12 protein-coding genes are annotated in these 17,269 nt (G+C 39.3%); all 12 read left to right on the top strand.

Going from position 1 to position 17,269, the window contains the following annotated elements; translation table 11 throughout:
• The first annotated feature begins 331 nt into the window (after positions 1-331).
• The 12 genes from ribF to JEP40_RS01435 all read left to right on the top strand — a co-directional run bounded on the left by ribF (position 332) and on the right by JEP40_RS01435 (position 17,241).
• Positions 332-1,273 (top strand): bifunctional riboflavin kinase/FAD synthetase, encoded by a 942-nt coding sequence (gene ribF / locus JEP40_RS01490; protein ID WP_198622126.1) that lies wholly within the window; start codon positions 332-334, stop codon positions 1,271-1,273.
• A 29-nt stretch (positions 1,274-1,302) separates the two neighbouring features.
• Complete coding sequence (gene ileS / locus JEP40_RS01485) at positions 1,303-4,113, top strand: isoleucine--tRNA ligase (protein ID WP_198622125.1); 2,811 nt, start codon at positions 1,303-1,305, stop codon at positions 4,111-4,113.
• A gap of 3 nt (positions 4,114-4,116) precedes the next feature.
• On the top strand, positions 4,117-4,632 hold the full coding sequence (gene lspA, locus JEP40_RS01480) for a signal peptidase II (protein ID WP_198622124.1): 516 nt from the start codon (positions 4,117-4,119) through the stop codon (positions 4,630-4,632).
• Positions 4,633-4,701: 69 nt separating this feature from the next.
• Positions 4,702-5,172: an FKBP-type peptidyl-prolyl cis-trans isomerase gene (gene fkpB / locus JEP40_RS01475; protein ID WP_072069463.1), complete on the top strand. Its 471-nt coding sequence runs from the start codon at positions 4,702-4,704 to the stop codon at positions 5,170-5,172.
• Positions 5,153-6,106, top strand: coding sequence for a 4-hydroxy-3-methylbut-2-enyl diphosphate reductase (gene ispH, locus JEP40_RS01470; RefSeq protein ID WP_109408056.1), 954 nt, complete (start codon positions 5,153-5,155; stop codon positions 6,104-6,106). The genes fkpB and ispH overlap by 20 nt, the downstream gene beginning before the upstream one ends.
• A 224-nt stretch (positions 6,107-6,330) precedes the next feature.
• A complete protein-coding gene (gene dapB, locus JEP40_RS01465) occupies positions 6,331-7,152 on the top strand; it encodes a 4-hydroxy-tetrahydrodipicolinate reductase (protein ID WP_198622123.1) in 822 nt (273 codons plus the stop codon).
• Between the two features lie 434 nt (positions 7,153-7,586).
• Positions 7,587-8,750 (top strand): glutamine-hydrolyzing carbamoyl-phosphate synthase small subunit, encoded by a 1,164-nt coding sequence (carA, locus tag JEP40_RS01460; protein WP_198622122.1) that lies wholly within the window; start codon positions 7,587-7,589, stop codon positions 8,748-8,750.
• 17 nt (positions 8,751-8,767) lie between these two features.
• Positions 8,768-11,995 (top strand): carbamoyl-phosphate synthase large subunit, encoded by a 3,228-nt coding sequence (carB, locus tag JEP40_RS01455; protein ID WP_198622121.1) that lies wholly within the window; start codon positions 8,768-8,770, stop codon positions 11,993-11,995.
• A 504-nt stretch (positions 11,996-12,499) separates the two neighbouring features.
• Entirely contained in the window at positions 12,500-12,643 is a 144-nt protein-coding gene (locus JEP40_RS01450; RefSeq protein WP_088493748.1) for a Hok/Gef family protein, read from the top strand.
• Positions 12,644-12,762: 119 nt separating this feature from the next.
• Positions 12,763-13,707: an AraC family transcriptional regulator gene (locus JEP40_RS01445; RefSeq protein WP_198622120.1), complete on the top strand. Its 945-nt coding sequence runs from the start codon at positions 12,763-12,765 to the stop codon at positions 13,705-13,707.
• A 209-nt stretch (positions 13,708-13,916) separates the two neighbouring features.
• The gene (locus JEP40_RS01440) at positions 13,917-15,611 is read left to right on the top strand and encodes an ABC transporter ATP-binding protein (RefSeq protein WP_198622119.1); all 1,695 of its coding nucleotides are present in this window, start codon (positions 13,917-13,919) and stop codon (positions 15,609-15,611) included.
• The gene (locus tag JEP40_RS01435; RefSeq protein WP_198622118.1) at positions 15,601-17,241 is read left to right on the top strand and encodes an ATP-binding cassette domain-containing protein; all 1,641 of its coding nucleotides are present in this window, start codon (positions 15,601-15,603) and stop codon (positions 17,239-17,241) included. Before JEP40_RS01440 ends, JEP40_RS01435 begins: the two co-directional genes overlap by 11 nt.
• The last annotated feature ends 28 nt before the right edge of the window (positions 17,242-17,269 follow it).

Here is a 17,269-nt window from a genome sequence, read left to right as displayed (position 1 = left end):
TCGTTGTACGCGACACTTGTTTCGTTGTGATGGCGCAAGATTTTATCAGTTAAGACGGGTAGAATACAGTCTTTTGAGTGAAAAAATCATCAAAATCGTGTATATGAGTAATAAATAATAGATTCTAATAGGATCTACGATTGATTTTATGCGATTTTATAACCAAGAAGTGAGTGATAGTCCATTTTTGTTTAATGTGAGTAATCACATTTAAGAATAATAGTGAATCGACTCGTCGAGATATTACTCATCAATAAACATTGATATATTGGGTTACTCTCAAGCCTTTGACAAGGTATAATCCAATAATTTCCACGGTATTGAGCCAGTTATGGAGCTAATTCGCGGTATACAGAATATTAGAGCGCTACATCATGGTTGCGTTCTGACAATTGGGAATTTTGATGGTGTCCATCGAGGCCATCAGGCATTATTGAAACACTTGAAGCAAGAAGCCTCACAGCGAGGGTTACCCACGGTCGTGATGACTTTTGAGCCTCAGCCGCTTGAGTTTTTTTTACCAGAAAAGGCACCAGCACGTCTGACTCGTTTACGAGATAAGATTAAGTATTTGGCTGAATGCGGTATTGACTACCTTTTGTGTGTCAAATTTGATAAACAATTTGCGGCACAAACACCCGAGGAGTTTGTTTCATCTCTACTGGTCGATAAGTTAGGGGTGAAATTTCTTGCTATTGGTGATGACTTTCGCTTTGGCAAAAATCGTGAAGGTGATTTCCATTTTTTACAACAAGCTGGCGTTCGGTATGGATTTGAGGTCGCAAATACAGAAAGTTATTGCGATAAAGGATTACGTATCAGTAGCACCGCAGTACGAGAAGCGTTACTCAATGATGATTTAGTTCTTGCTGAATCACTCCTTGGACACCCTTACAGTGTTTGTGGACGAGTTGTTCATGGTAATGAATTGGGTAGAACTATTGGTTTTCCGACAGCCAATATTCCAATGAAGCGCTTAGTTGCACCTGTGAAAGGCGTTTATGCCGTTGATGTCTATTTATCAGATAATCAATTACCTTTGCAGGGTGTGGCAAATATCGGAAGTCGCCCGACTGTAAAAGGAAAAGGCGTACAATTAGAAGTTCATTTAATCGACGTTAATATGGATTTATATGGACGTTGTATTGATGTTGTGTTACGAAAGAAATTGCGTAATGAACAGCGATTTGCATCATTGGATGCATTGAAGCAGCAAATCGCAGATGATGTGGCTACTGCTAGGGATTTTTTATCGCAGCGGTCGGAGTCATAAACTAGCGGAAAATTGGAACTGAGAATCGAATGAGTGACTATAAAAATACCCTGAACTTACCAGAAACAGGGTTCCCTATGCGCGGGGATTTAGCAAAGCGCGAGCCAGAGATGTTATCACGTTGGTACAAAGAAGGTTTGTATCAAGCTATTCGTCAGGCTAAAAGTGGTAAAAAAACATTTATTTTGCATGATGGCCCTCCATACGCTAACGGCAATATTCATATTGGTCACTCAGTAAACAAAATTCTCAAAGATATTATTATTAAATCCAAAGGGTTGTCAGGTTTTGACTCTCCGTACATTCCAGGATGGGATTGTCACGGATTACCTATCGAACTAAAAGTTGAACAAATCGTAGGTAAACCAGGAGAGAAAATATCGGCAGCACAATTCCGCGAGGAATGTCGTAAATACGCTTACGAGCAAATCGAAGCACAGAAAAAAGATTTTATTCGTTTAGGTGTTCTTGGGGATTGGGAAAAACCTTATCTTACAATGGACTATAAAACTGAAGCGAATACTATCCGTGCATTAGCGCGTATTATCGCAAATGGTCATCTGTTAAAAGGGGCTAAACCTGTTCATTGGTGTACTGCGTGTGGTTCATCACTGGCAGAAGCTGAAGTTGAATATTACGACAAAACATCACCTTCTATTGATGTGCGTTTCACCGCCGTAGATCCAAAAGCCGTTGCTGCTAAATTTGGTTCAGCAACAGATAAACCAATTTCTTTGGTTATCTGGACAACAACACCTTGGACATTACCTGCTAACCGCGCTATCGCATTAAATGCAGAATTTAATTATGCTTTGGTTTCATTTAATGATGAGTGTGTGATTTTAGCTGCTGATCTTGTTGAATACGTGATGAAACGTATTGGCGTAACTGGCTGGGCTGTTTTAGGTGAATGTAAAGGTACAGATTTAGAACTGCTACGCTTTAATCATCCATTTATGGGCTTTGATGTTCCTGCCATTTTAGGTGATCACGTTACTTTAGAAGCAGGTACAGGCGCGGTGCATACTGCACCAGGTCACGGTCCTGACGACTTTGTGGTTGGTCAAAAATACGGTTTAGAAGTTGCAAACCCAGTTGGGCCAAATGGCTGTTATTTACCAGGTACTTATCCAACATTAGATGGCGTTTTTGTTTTTAAAGCGAACGATGTCATCGTTGAATTGCTAAAAGAAAAAGGCGCTCTGTTACATCACGAAACATTGCAGCACAGCTATCCCTGCTGTTGGAGACATAAAACCCCTGTTATTTTCCGTGCAACACCACAATGGTTTATTGGCATGGATAAAAACGGATTACGTCAACAATCATTAAAAGAGATCAAGGGCGTTAAATGGATCCCTGATTGGGGCCAAGCACGAATTGAGTCAATGGTTGAAAACCGTCCCGACTGGTGTATTTCACGTCAGCGTACTTGGGGTACTCCAATGTCTCTGTTTGTTCATAAAGAGACACAGGAGCCACATCCACGTACTTTAGAGTTGATGGAAGAAGTAGCAAAACGTGTTGAGGTTAGTGGTATTCAAGCATGGTGGGATTTAGATATTCGTGAAGTGCTGGGTGATGAAGCTGACGATTACATGAAAACGCCAGATACGCTGGATGTATGGTTTGATTCAGGATCAACACACTCAACCGTGGTTGATGCTCGCCCAGAATTCCATGGTAATTCAGCTGATATGTATTTAGAAGGCTCTGACCAACATCGTGGTTGGTTTATGTCTTCTTTGATGATCTCAACGGCAATTAAAGGCAAAGCACCTTACCGCCAAGTATTAACACATGGTTTTACCGTAGATGGACAAGGCCGTAAAATGTCTAAATCTATTGGTAACACAGTAAGTCCACAGGATGTGATGGATAAACTGGGTGCTGATATCTTACGTTTATGGGTTGCATCAACAGACTACACAGGTGAAATCGCCGTATCTGATGAAATCTTAAAACGTTCTGCGGATACTTATCGTCGTATTCGTAATACTGCGCGCTTCTTCTTAGCAAACTTAAACGGTTTTGATCCTGTAAAACATCAAGTTAAGCCAGAAGAGATGGTGACACTTGATCGCTGGGCAGTAGGCCGTGCGAAAGCAGCGCAAGCGGATATCCTAAAACATTATGAGAATTACGATTTCCATAACGTTATTCAGCGCTTAATGCAGTTCTGTTCAGTGGAAATGGGTTCTTTCTACCTAGATATCATAAAAGACAGACAATATACCGCGAAAAGCGATAGCGTTGCTCGTCGTAGTTGCCAAACAGCATTATTCCATATCAGTGAAGCATTAGTTCGTTGGATGGCGCCAGTTATGTCATTCACTGCTGATGAGATCTGGAATGAACTACCAGGTGAGCGTGCAAAATACGTCTTAACTGAAGAGTGGTATACCGATTTATTTGGTTTAGATGCATCAGAAACCTTAAATGATGATTACTGGGCTGAATTATTGGCTGTTCGTGGTGAAGTTAATAAGGTGTTAGAGCAAGCACGTACAGATAAACAACTGCGTGGCTCTTTAGAAGCATCAGTCACACTGTATGCAGATAAAGCTTTAGCAGATAAATTAAATGCATTAGGTAATGAGCTACGTTTTGTTTTATTAACATCTCAAGCGACAGTCGCTGATATTAATGAAGCACCAGAAACAGCATTAGCCTCTGATATGGCGGGTTTAAAAATCGCCTTTAACAAAGCAGATGGCGAAAAATGCCCTCGTTGCTGGCATTATGCGACAGATATCGGTCAAGTAGCGGAACACGCTGAATTATGCGGACGCTGTGTTACTAACGTAGCCGGTAACGGTGAAGAACGTAAGTTTGCTTAATTAATGAAGAAAACACTTTGCTCTACAGGTTTACGCTGGCTATGGCTGGCCGTCGCTGTAGTGGTGTTGGATTTAGGTACAAAACAGTATTTCATGCAGACATTTCGTCTGTATGAATCTGTTGCCGTGATGCCTTTTTTCAGCTTCACTTACGCACATAACTATGGTGCTGCCTTTAGCTTTTTAGCGGATAAAGGGGGATGGCAACGTTGGTTTTTTGCACTGATTGCATTAGCAATTTGTATTACTTTATTAGTAATGATGTATAAAAATAAAGCGAATGCCAAACTAAGTAACATTGCTTATGCGCTTATTATTGGCGGAGCATTGGGTAATCTTTCTGATCGTCTGATCCACGGGTTTGTTATCGATTTCCTTGATGTTTATGTCGGAGATTGGCATTGGCCCACTTTTAATATTGCTGATATGGGTATTTGTATTGGTGCTGGACTTATTATCATTGAAAGCTTTTTCCCTGATAAAAATGTCAGTCCGCAAGATGCAAAAAAGCAAAAGTAATCAGACAATGAGTTAACTAAAATAACCCCTGCCTTATGGCGGGGGTTACGCTTAATAGAAGGTATTAGTATGGTTATGCAGGTACTCAACAACAGTGCGGTATTGCTGAATTTCACTTTAAAATTAGCCGATGGCTCTGTTGCTGAATCTACGCAAGCACATGGTAAACCCGCCCTTTTTCGTTTAGGTGATGAAAGCTTATCACCAGCCTTAGAAGCTGAATTATTGGGACTATCAACGGGAGATAAAAAAACGTTTACACTTGCGGGTGAACATCTTTTTGGTAAATATAATCCTGACTTGATCCAATACTTTATGCCTTCTGATTTTGCAGAGTCTGGAGTGCCAGAAGCCGGCACTATCATGCTATTTACAGCAATGAATGGCAGTGAAATGCCGGGCATTGTAAAAAATGTCACTGAAGATTCTGTCACGGTTGATTTTAATCACCCGTTAGCGTCAGAAGAAGTGACATTTGATATTGAAGTTGTCAGCATCAATCCTGAGGAGGAAACAACACATGCAAATACTGCTGGCTAACCCACGAGGCTTTTGTGCGGGTGTTGACCGAGCTATCAGCATTGTTGACCGCGCTCTGGAAATCTATGGCGCACCTATTTATGTTCGTCATGAAGTGGTTCATAACCGCTATGTAGTTAACGACTTACGTGAACGTGGCGCTATCTTTATTGAAGAAATTTCAGAAGTGCCCGATAACGCGATTTTAATTTTTTCGGCTCATGGTGTTTCTCAAGCTATTCGTCAAGAAGCTCGTTCGCGTAATTTAACGATGCTTTATGATGCAACTTGCCCATTAGTGACTAAAGTTCATATGGAAGTGGCTAGAGCTAGCCGTAAAGGTAAAGAAGCAATTCTAATCGGTCATGCAGGACATCCCGAAGTTGAAGGTACTATGGGGCAATACAATAACCCTGAAGGGGGGATGTATTTAGTTGAGTCACCTGCTGATGTTTGGAAATTAAAAGTCAAAGATGAAGATAATCTTTGTTTTATGACCCAAACGACACTTTCTGTAGATGATACATCTGAAGTTATTGATGCTTTAAATGCACGTTTTCCCAAAATTATTGGACCTCGTAAAGACGATATTTGCTATGCAACAACCAATCGCCAAGAAGCAGCAAGAGAACTTGCTGAAAAAGCAGATGTTGTTTTTGTGGTTGGCTCTAAGAACTCATCAAATTCAAACCGATTAGCAGAACTGGCTCAGCGTGCAGGGAAACCTTCTTATCTTATCGATAGCTTTGAAGATATTGATGAGTCATGGGTGACTAATGTTAATATTGTTGGAGTGACTGCGGGAGCTTCTGCGCCTGATATTTTAGTACAGCAGGTGTTAGAACGTCTAAAGAGCTTTGGTGCTGATGAAGTGATCGAATTATCAGGGCGTGAAGAAAATATTGTTTTTGAAGTGCCTAAAGAACTTCGACTCGATTATAAAGTTATCGAATAAGGCATCTAGAAAGCATAATTTTTAAAAGCAGAGTTTAAATCTCTGCTTTTTTTATACCTAAAGTTAAATGAATAATCATGCTGTTCATCTCTTTTACTGATAATTAGTCCTGTTTGGTGTGTTTTTCTTATCTGGAACGTTAAATGCTGGCATCAAACGAATGACCTCGCTAATCTGTAAACAATAAATAGAGATCATAAGCATTGTTAAGGAGAAATTTAGTTATGTCTGTAAAAGAACTTCGTCTTGCTGTTGTGGGTGCAGGTGGACGCATGGGACGCCAATTAATTCAGGCAATTTCTCAACAAGAAGGAACTGTGCTAGGTGCTGCTTTTGAGCGTACAAATTCTTCATTGATTGGCTCAGATGCGGGTGAGTTGGCTGGCATTGGTCATATAGGTGTCACGGTAACCGATAATTTATTAGCACAAGCTAATGCATTTGATGTGTTAATTGATTTTACACGCCCAGAAGGCACGCTTTCACATATTGAATTTTGTGTAGAACAACAAAAAGGCATGATTATCGGTACGACAGGCTTTGATGATGAAGGCAAGAAAGCCATAGATAATGCGTCAAAAATTATCCCTATTGTGTTTGCAGCCAACTTTAGTGTTGGCGTTAATTTAGTGCTTAAATTACTTGAAAAAGCCGCTAAAGTGATGGGATCTTACAGTGATATTGAAATTGTAGAAGCGCACCACCGCCATAAGGTTGATGCGCCATCAGGTACTGCATTAGCAATGGGTGAATCTATTGCAGATGCATTAGGTCGTGACCTTAAAAAGTGTGCTGTTTATGAGCGAGTGGGGCATACGGGAGAGCGTGATCCTCAAAGTATTGGTTTTGCTACTATTCGTGCGGGTGATATTGTGGGTGAACACACTGCGATTTTTGCAGATATTGGCGAAAGAGTCGAGATAAGTCACAAGGCTTCTAGCCGAATGACGTTTGCTAATGGTGCAGTAAAGGCAGCTATTTGGTTAGATTCAAAAAAATCAGGCCTTTATAATATGAAAGATGTGCTTTCTTTAGAGGATTTGTGATTTATTTGTTTTTATAACTAATTAAAAACTCATGGTTATTTTTTTAACTGTGAGTTTTTTCTTTTATTGGTTATTTTTTTCTACATTCCTTCTTATTTATATTGTTTATCTCTTATTTTTTGCTGTTTTTTTCTAAAAGTAGACTAAATCCAGCAGCATTTCCTTTTAAAATCTCATTTTTAAATTATCTTAGTAAGCAAACGGTTAAATCTGTAAGAATTGTTGTGTTAATTGTCACTTGGTTGATTAAATTGCTAATGATTGATATTTTTTTAATTAAAAAGGTGTTTTTTCTAGACATCTGCCTATTCGATCTTTAGAATGCGCCCAATTTGCCAAAAATTTGCCCAATTTTATGTTTTTGGCATTGATTTAGAGTCTTAAATCTGAATTAATATGCATGAAATGTGATTTATTATTCTCTGGAGGGCGTTTTGATTAAATCAGCTATACTGGTTCTAGAAGATGGGACCGAATTCCACGGCAAGTCGATTGGCGCAGAAGGCGCCGCCATCGGTGAAGTCGTTTTTAATACTTCAATGACTGGTTATCAAGAAATACTAACCGACCCGTCTTACTCCCAACAAATTGTTACTCTCACCTATCCCCACATTGGCAACACCGGCGTTAATCATTCAGATGAAGAATCAGAAACCATCCATGCTCAAGGCTTAATTATTCGTGATTTGCCATTAGTGATGAGCAACTATCGTGCACAAGAAACATTATCTGATTATCTTAAACGCCATAATATTGTTGCGATTGCAGATATTGATACACGCAAGCTAACGCGCTTATTGAGAGAAAAAGGCGCACAAAATGGCTGTATTATCGCAGGGGATTGCCTAGATACCCATGTTGCGCTCGAAAAGGCTAAATCATTTCCGGGTTTAAAAGGAATGGATTTAGCCAAAACAGTAACTGTTAAACAACCTTATCAGTGGACTCAAGGAAGTTGGACACTAGAGAGTGAATTACCCAAAGATAAATCAGCGAATGAATTGCCATTGCATATTGTGGCATATGATTTTGGTGTGAAACGTAATATTTTACGTATGTTGGTGGATAGAGGATGTCGAGTTACCATTGTGCCAGCACAAACGCCAGCGCAAGATGTTTTAGCACTTTCACCTGATGGTATTTTTCTTTCAAATGGACCCGGGGATCCAGAGCCCTGTGAATATGCCATTAACGCCATTCAAACGTTTTTAACAACCGATATTCCTCTCTTTGGTATCTGTTTAGGTCATCAGCTTTTAGCGTTAGCCAGTGGTGCAAAAACCATAAAAATGAAATTTGGGCATCATGGTGGTAACCATCCTGTAAAAGATTTAGATAAAAACACCGTGATGATCACTGCACAGAATCATGGATTTGCCGTTGATGAAACTTCACTTCCTGCCAATTTACGTGTGACACATAAGTCTCTATTTGATGGTTCTTTGCAAGGCATTCATCGCACAGATAAACCTGCGTTCAGTTTTCAAGGCCATCCAGAAGCCAGCCCTGGGCCACATGATGCCGCACCTCTTTTTGATCACTTTATCGAACTTATCGCGCAATATCGTCAAAACCTGCAATCAGTAACAACAAAATAAATCAGGAGCGAAAGAAAATGGCTAAAAGAACAGATATCAAAACAATCCTGATTTTAGGTGCCGGGCCGATCGTAATCGGACAAGCGTGTGAATTTGACTATTCAGGCGCTCAAGCATGTAAAGCTCTACGTGAAGAGGGATATCGAGTTGTTTTGGTAAATTCAAATCCTGCAACCATTATGACCGATCCTGAAATGGCTGATGCAACGTACATTGAGCCTATTCATTGGCAAGTTGTGAGAAAGATTATTGAAAAAGAACGTCCTGATGCCGTATTACCGACAATGGGCGGGCAAACAGCACTGAACTGCGCTTTAGAATTAGAGCGCCAAGGTGTTTTAGCTGAGTTTGGTGTTACCATGATTGGTGCAACCGCTGATGCAATTGATAAAGCAGAAGATAGGCAACGCTTTGATAAAGCGATGAAAAAAATTGGCTTAGATACAGCACGTTCAGGTATTGCACATAACCTTGATGAAGCGTTTGCGGTTGCACAACAGGTTGGTTTTCCTTGTATTATTCGTCCTTCATTCACGATGGGGGGAACCGGTGGTGGTATTGCCTATAATCGTGAAGAGTTTGAAGAAATTTGTATTCGAGGTTTAGATTTATCACCAACAAATGAATTATTAATTGATGAGTCTCTGATTGGCTGGAAAGAGTATGAAATGGAAGTGGTGCGTGATAAAAACGACAACTGCATTATCGTCTGCTCTATCGAAAACTTCGATGCCATGGGGATCCACACGGGTGACTCCATCACAGTTGCACCAGCACAAACACTTACCGATAAAGAATATCAAATTATGCGTAATGCCTCGATGGCGGTATTACGTGAGATAGGTGTTGAAACGGGTGGCTCTAACGTTCAGTTTGCCGTTGATCCTAAAACAGGGCGTTTGATTGTTATTGAAATGAACCCTCGAGTATCTCGCTCTTCTGCCTTGGCATCCAAAGCAACAGGCTTTCCAATTGCAAAAGTTGCCGCAAAATTAGCGGTAGGTTATACCCTTGATGAACTGATGAATGATATCACAGGAGGAAGAACACCTGCTTCTTTCGAGCCTTCAATAGACTATGTTGTGACAAAAATTCCTCGCTTTAACTTTGAAAAATTTGCAGGAACAAACGACAGATTAACCACACAAATGAAATCTGTTGGTGAAGTGATGGCAATTGGTAGAACGCTACAGGAATCTATGCAAAAAGCGTTACGAGGTCTTGAAGTTGGGGCTACTGGCTTTGATCCTAAAGTTGATTTAGATGATCCCGAAGCTTTAACGAAAATTCGTCGAGAACTAAAAGAAGCGGGTTCTGACCGAATTTGGTATATCGCAGATGCTTTCCGTGCTGGATTATCCGTTGATGGTGTTTTTAATCTCACCAATATTGATCGCTGGTTCTTAGTGCAAATTGAAGAAATTGTTCGTCTTGAAGAAAAAGCCAATGAAATCGGTATCGAAGGGTTGAGTGCTAATTTTTTACGTCAGTTAAAACGTAAAGGTTTTGCTGATGCACGTTTAGCTAAAATACTTAACGTAAAAGAGCATGCTATTCGCCAATTACGAGAGCAATATCAGCTACATCCTGTCTATAAACGTGTTGATACGTGTGCGGCAGAATTTGCGACTGATACGGCTTATATGTACTCGACTTATGAAGAAGAGTGTGAGGCAAATCCACATCAAGATAAACCGAAAGTAATGATCTTAGGCGGTGGACCTAATCGTATAGGTCAAGGGATTGAATTTGATTATTGCTGTGTTCATGCGGCGCTTGCGTTACGTGAAGACGGTTATGAAACCATTATGGTGAACTGTAATCCTGAAACGGTTTCAACGGATTATGACACTTCTGACAGACTCTATTTTGAACCAGTCACATTAGAAGATGTGCTTGAAATTGTGCGTATCGAAAAACCCAAAGGGGTTATCGTGCAATATGGTGGGCAAACCCCACTAAAATTAGCAAGAGCACTAGAAGCCGAAGGTGTGCCTGTGATTGGTACAACCCCAGACGCTATTGATAAAGCAGAAGATCGTGAGCGTTTCCAAAAAGCGGTTGATAAATTAGGGCTAAAACAGCCTGAAAATGCCACGGTGACCGCTTTAGAAGAAGCCGTAGAAAAAGCACAATTGATTGGTTATCCGCTGGTGGTTCGTCCTTCTTATGTCCTTGGTGGGCGTGCCATGGAAATTGTTTATGATGAAGTCGATTTACGTCGCTATTTCCAAACCGCCGTCAGTGTGTCAAACGATGCCCCTGTATTATTAGACCGTTTTCTTGATGATGCGATTGAAGTCGACATTGATGCAATTTGTGACGGTAAACAAGTCGTGATTGGCGGCATTATGGAGCATATCGAACAAGCGGGTGTTCACTCTGGTGACTCCGCTTGTTCATTGCCTGCTTATACCCTAAGCACAGAAATTCAAGATGTGATGCGCAAACAAGTTCGTGAACTTGCTTTTGAATTAGGTGTAAAAGGGTTAATGAATGCACAATTCGCGGTAAAAGGTGATGATGTTTATCTCATCGAAGTCAATCCTCGCGCTGCTCGTACTGTACCTTTTGTGTCAAAAGCTACAGGTGTGCCATTAGCAAAAGTCGCCGCACGTGTCATGATTGGCCAAACTCTTGAAGAGCAGGGGGTAACAAAAGAAGTTATTCCCCCTTATTACTCAGTAAAAGAAGTAGTTTTACCTTTCAATAAGTTTGCTGGTGTTGATCCGATTTTAGGGCCTGAGATGCGTTCAACAGGTGAAGTGATGGGAGTTGGTGCAACCTTTGCACAAGCTTTTGCTAAGGCGATGTTAGGCAGCAGTTCTACCATGAAGAAAAAAGGTAGAGCACTTCTTTCTGTGCGTGAAGGTGATAAAAAACGAGTTGTTGATTTGGCCACTAAATTGTTGAAAAGTGGATTTGAATTAGATGCTACACATGGTACAGCCATTGTATTAGGTGAGGCGGGAATAAACCCACGTTTAGTCAATAAAGTGCATGAAGGTCGACCACATATTGAAGATAGAATTAAAAATGGTGAATATGACTATATTGTTAATACCACATCGGGTCGTCAAGCCATTGAAGATTCTAAAATTATTCGTCGTAGTGCATTAAGATATAAAGTCCATTATGACACGACGTTAAATGGCGGATTTGCAACAACACTATCATTAACGGCAGATCCGACGGCGAGTGTTATTTCAGTTCAAGAAATGCATAAAAAGATAAATAAAGCTTAAGTTTATTTGTTGCCGTAATAATGATCCCGAATATGAGGAAACTTGTATTCGGGATTTTTTGTTTTTTTATCGCTATTTAAAAAAAGAAAATTTCACGGAAAAAAGAAAGCCCCAAATAAATTTATTTGGGGCGATTGCAAAACAAAGAGGTGGGTGCGGATCTTTTTTTCAAGTAAGGAGTCAAGAAAATAAAACAAGTTAATTTCTTTGTTTTAGCGAATTTATTTTGTCTTTTTTTGGCGTTTGAGTCAATAGTAAATCATTTTACGTAATCAGCTAATATATTGTTTTAACTTGATTAAATTTGTAATTTGCCACTGATAAGGTATAGGGGATAGAGAAATTTCTGTTACTATATTGGTGGGTGCTTGGATCATTTTGGTTCAAGCATTTTGCAAGAGCCAGAAAGAGAAAAGCCCCGAATTTTATTCTCATAAAATCCGGGGACAGACTCAAACCTCAACAACTTGATTCTGTCTCCTTTTCACAAAGGAGTCAATAAAATTGACTAAAATAACCTTATTTGGAATTACTGTTATTTGTGCGACCGTTCTTTCTTTCACAATGATTGTAGGTGAACGATTATGTTCTCTTAACATTAGTGATGGAAGCACTGTAGTTCAAGCTATTTTGATGTGCAATAAATAGTTTGGTGGGGGAGGTTTTCTCCCCCCAATTTTTCTTCAAGTTGTTAGATTTGTGGTACAAGCACCCTGTCTTTAAAATAGGCTATTCGACATAAATGATAATGATTGCTATTTCGTTGAATGTTTGACAACATAGGTGATTATTTACTCTGCCGATATCTTTCTATTATGTCTCAACACTCTTCATTCTATTCATACATTGGTTATCAACCTAAGCATCAGCAGGTTGAAGAATATCGCTTTCAAGACCAAATTCTATTGCGCCAAGGTGTATTGGAAACCACGGAAGATCTGCAGATTGAAGAGACTTATCAAGCTGGCTTTAATTTAGTGGCTGTTCATAGTGGAAGTGTGATTAGTGAAAGTGTGAATGGGCAGAAAATAGAGATAGTGACACCGAGTATTTTTATTGCTAATAGTGTTGAACGCTATTCTTTATTGAATCAATTTAAATCTGGCGATCCTCTAAGATACACATTATTGCAATTATCATCTCAGTGGCTTGAGCAACAACATATTTTGTTACCTCCTATACTGCAACAAAATCAATCCCTCATGTTGCATCATCTGACTATGGATAACACTTTTTTGGCGTTAACCATGCAGTTATTTCAAAACCCAGTTCACGACTCTTTAAAACCACTTTATTATTCTGGTAAAGCGTGCGAATTTGCTTCATTAAGTTTGCAATATTTATGTCATGCGCAAGAGCCTGCGAATCGACCATTAAGTCAGCGTGAAAAAAACAGCTTAAAACAGGCGAAAGAGATTTTAATTGCTGAAATGGAAACACCACCGAAACTTGAAATATTAGCGGCACGGGTGGGATTAAATACACGAAAACTCACTCAAGGTTTTCGTCAATTATTTGGTAATTCTGTTTATGGTTGGCTACAAGAATATCGCTTACAAACCGCATATAATATGTTGTTAAATGAAGGGGAATCTATATCAAGTGTTGCCTACTATGTTGGGTACACGCCGGCTCATTTTTCCGTCGCGTTTCGTAAACGTTTTGGTATATTACCGGGGGATGTACGCAAGGGCATTTCACGCCTTAATTGATTTTATTAAGTTTATGGGTAATATTGATATTCCTTCAATTTTAATTACTACACCTTAAACAGGTAATTAACTTCACTTCTCTCTATCTTGCTTAGTAAATAAGCAATTTGCTTCTAAATCGAAAGTAATAGTCACGCAATCTAAAGCCTTGTCGCTAGAGGGTAAATACCCTTTTCGTTATAGTGCCACAATATGTTGTGGAGATTATTATGCATAATGAATTATGGGCGTTATTACGTCCTTATCGCCCTTTATTAATAGGTGCCTTGTTACTACAAGCAGTTGCAGGTTTTAGCTCTTTAGTACCGTGGTTAGCACTTTATCAGCTTCTTCTTTCTTTCCCTTCTAGTAATACGTTGTGGTTAACCATTGCTGTGATTGGTGGCGTTGTATGGCTTATTTCGCAGACTATTGCCTTTCATTTAACGCATTTAATGGATGCTAAATTAACCTATCAATTACGGTTAGCATTATCAGAAAAAATGCAAAAATTGCCGTTGAATTGGTTCGTTAACCAAGGAAAAAATGGTATTAATCAATATGTTCAGCGCGATATCAAAGCATTACATCAATTAATTGCTCATGCACCCGCTGATATCGTGCAATTAATCGTTGTTCCTGTTATTGCTATTATCGTGTTATTAACGGTGAATCCTTTTTTACTGGTTTTCTCTCTTGTTCCTTTAATCCTTGCTTATTTTTGTTTTAAACAAACTCAATCATCACGTTACCAAATGTATTGTGAACAACGTGATGAGGCAATGAAAACGCTCTTTGAAGATTATCAACTTCTTGCTGAAAATCCACTTGTAGCACGTCAATTTCCGCATAAAGGTATTGTGGATAGAACAGAGAAAGCACTATTTAATTTTGTTTATCATTTTCAAAATTGGGTTAAACGAGTCGGGTTATTAGGATCACTTACTCAGCTATTATTGAGTGCGACGTTATTAACGGGATGGCTATTACTGGGCGCAACTCTTTTTGAACAGGCGTTACCATTGGCCGATTTATTACTGTTTATTTTATTGTTAAGGCGTATTGCAGAGCCTGTCATGGCAATGGGACATGGTGGCGATGCTTTACGTGTCGCAAAACAATCCGCACAGCGGATCCAACAATTATTACAGCAATCTGAAATACAATATGGTGAGCAATCTGTAGAAGGTATTTCTCATCATGTCGCGTTAACGGCTGATTCTGTTTGTCTCTCTTATGGTGATAAAAAGATCCTCAATAATATTAATTTTGAAATTAAAAAAGGGGAGTTTATTGCCATCGTCGGGCCTTCTGGTGCAGGTAAGAGCTCTTTATTACAACTTATTGCTCGATTTATGGATACAACATCAGGTGAGATCATGATTGAGAATAAGCGCTTACAAGCATATTCACGTCATGCATTAAACCAGATCACCACTGTGGTGATGCAAAACAGTCAACCATTACCTTATTCTATTAAAGATAACTTGTTGTTATTTAATCCACATTGTAGTGAAGAACAACTGCAATCTGCGATTAATGAAACACATTTTGCTGAAGTCGTTGCTAATTTACCTCAAGGTTTATCTACCTTAATTAATGATGAAGCGCCACTTTCTGGCGGTGAAGCACAACGTTTGGCGATAGCTCGTGCTTTCATTGCTGATAGCCCACTGTTATTGGCTGATGAACCTTCGTCAGCGCTAGATCCTGATAATGCTCAATATATTTTTAATGCGCTAAAAAATAAAACTATGACACGGATAGTCGTCACACATTCATTGGTTTTAGCACAACAAGCAAATAGAGTGATATTTATGGTTGATGGAAGGTTGGTAGCAATGGGAAATCATGATGATTTGCTACTCAATTGTGAGCACTATAGTGATTTTGTTCAGAAACAAGGAGAGCAAAATGAAGACTAATCCCTTTGTTTCATTACTCTTATCCTTAAAATACCCCCTTAGTTTTATGGTATTGAGTGCCATTTTAGAAGGGCTATGTGGTTTATTATTATTGCCGATTATTATCTATTGGGATCAAGATCCTAGCCAATATTTATGGATATTGGCAGGATTAACGCTCGTTACGCTGGTTTTTCAGTATATTGCGACACTAAAAGGTTTTCTAGCCGGTACGACGGTGATGAAAATCTTAGTCCAAGCCTTGATCCGTCATTTACCGCGTAGTTTAACACCACCGCCTCAAGTACAAACGTTATGTTCAGGCGCTGCAATGAGCGCAATGAGTATTCCTGCTCATTTACTAGCACCTATTATCAGTGTTGTGGTTACGCCATTAACTGTAATTATTGGGCTTTTATTTTATAACATCACTTTTGCTTTGATTTTTATAGTGGCCACATTATTACTTGTTGCAGTGATGCAAATAAGTGCTAAAGGTCTGTATAGACAAGAAGTAACACTGCAAGTAGCAGAGGCTGTTGCTGCTAAAACATTGGCGGATTTTGCACAATATCAGGCATTGTTGCGAAAAAGTGGGCAAAATACGCTGTTTTCACAGCAGTTACAGCAAGATTTATTAGCGCAACATCACCAACAAGTGCAGTTATTACAACGAAGTTTACCTTATCATCTGATTTTTTCTTTCTGTATTCAGGTTATTTTTATTGCTGTTTTAGTTATTGGTGCAATGAATGTTGATACTAATACTCTTTCCTTAACGCAGTGGTTGGCTGTGGTGGTATTAATTGCTCGCTTTATTGAACCGTTATTTCAGCTTTCTCATATTGATCAGGCATTAAGACAGAGTAAACAATCACTTACTTTAATAAAAAATGCATTAGATGCTCCCGCATTACAAAGCCCAAAACAAAGTGATATACCTAAAAGTTATGACATTCGTTGTGAACAACTAGATGTAAACAATAGTTTAGGAATGCCGATCCTTTCTAACATAACTGTGCTATGCCCCGATAAAAAAATGACGGTTATTGTCGGTAGTTCTGGCGCGGGTAAAACAACATTACTACGTGCTTTGGCACGTCTTAGTGATGCTGATAAAGGGCAAATTTATTATGGAGATAAAAAGGTCAATGATTTATCTGAGAGTGTATTAGCGCAAACAAGACAAATCGTATTTCAACATAGCCAATTAATTAGAGGCACATTACGTTGGTCATTATTACAAGATGAGAGATCAACAATCAGTGATAATGATATTTTACATCTACTTAATGCATTGAATTTATCGTTGACGCAAACTGATTTAGATGAAGATGTGGGTGCTCAGGGAGATCATTATTCTGGTGGACAAAAACAAAGGCTATGTTTAGCGCGTTCATTATTAGCCACTTCCAAGATATTATTTTTAGATGAGCCAACGGCGAGCCTTGATACAGTCAGTCGTGAAAAAGTGGTAGGTTATCTTGAAGGGCTAACGTCTACTCGTGTTGTGATCACGCATGATCCTGATATTGCTAAGCATGCTGATCATGTGATTGTGCTTGATAACGGAAAAGTTATTGCTGAAGGTTCACCTAATACGTTGTTGTCATCATCAACATGGTTTCTGAATTTTTGTGACTCGTTGTAAGTTTTAGATCTTTGCTGATTGCCAATCA

It is taken from the genome of Proteus vulgaris (assembly GCF_016239305.1).
GTDB classification, from domain to species: Bacteria; Pseudomonadota; Gammaproteobacteria; order Enterobacterales; family Enterobacteriaceae; genus Proteus; species Proteus vulgaris_C.
The sequence above is the reverse complement of the archived record's forward strand: the minus strand, read 5'-3'. Positions and strand labels throughout refer to the sequence as shown.

What these genes read in the sequence shown, in the direction of transcription:
- ribF (WP_198622126.1), top strand. Translation starts at nt 332, where the DNA reads ATGGAGCTAATTCGCGGTATACAGAATATTAGAGCGCTACATCATGGT.
- ileS (WP_198622125.1), top strand. Translation starts at nt 1,303, where the DNA reads ATGAGTGACTATAAAAATACCCTGAACTTACCAGAAACAGGGTTCCCT.
- lspA (WP_198622124.1), top strand. Translation starts at nt 4,117, where the DNA reads ATGAAGAAAACACTTTGCTCTACAGGTTTACGCTGGCTATGGCTGGCC.
- fkpB (WP_072069463.1), top strand. Translation starts at nt 4,702, where the DNA reads ATGGTTATGCAGGTACTCAACAACAGTGCGGTATTGCTGAATTTCACT.
- ispH (WP_109408056.1), top strand. Translation starts at nt 5,153, where the DNA reads ATGCAAATACTGCTGGCTAACCCACGAGGCTTTTGTGCGGGTGTTGAC.
- dapB (WP_198622123.1), top strand. Translation starts at nt 6,331, where the DNA reads ATGTCTGTAAAAGAACTTCGTCTTGCTGTTGTGGGTGCAGGTGGACGC.
- carB (WP_198622121.1), top strand. Translation starts at nt 8,768, where the DNA reads ATGGCTAAAAGAACAGATATCAAAACAATCCTGATTTTAGGTGCCGGG.
- JEP40_RS01445 (WP_198622120.1), top strand. Translation starts at nt 12,763, where the DNA reads ATGTTTGACAACATAGGTGATTATTTACTCTGCCGATATCTTTCTATT.
- JEP40_RS01440 (WP_198622119.1), top strand. Translation starts at nt 13,917, where the DNA reads ATGCATAATGAATTATGGGCGTTATTACGTCCTTATCGCCCTTTATTA.
- JEP40_RS01435 (WP_198622118.1), top strand. Translation starts at nt 15,601, where the DNA reads ATGAAGACTAATCCCTTTGTTTCATTACTCTTATCCTTAAAATACCCC.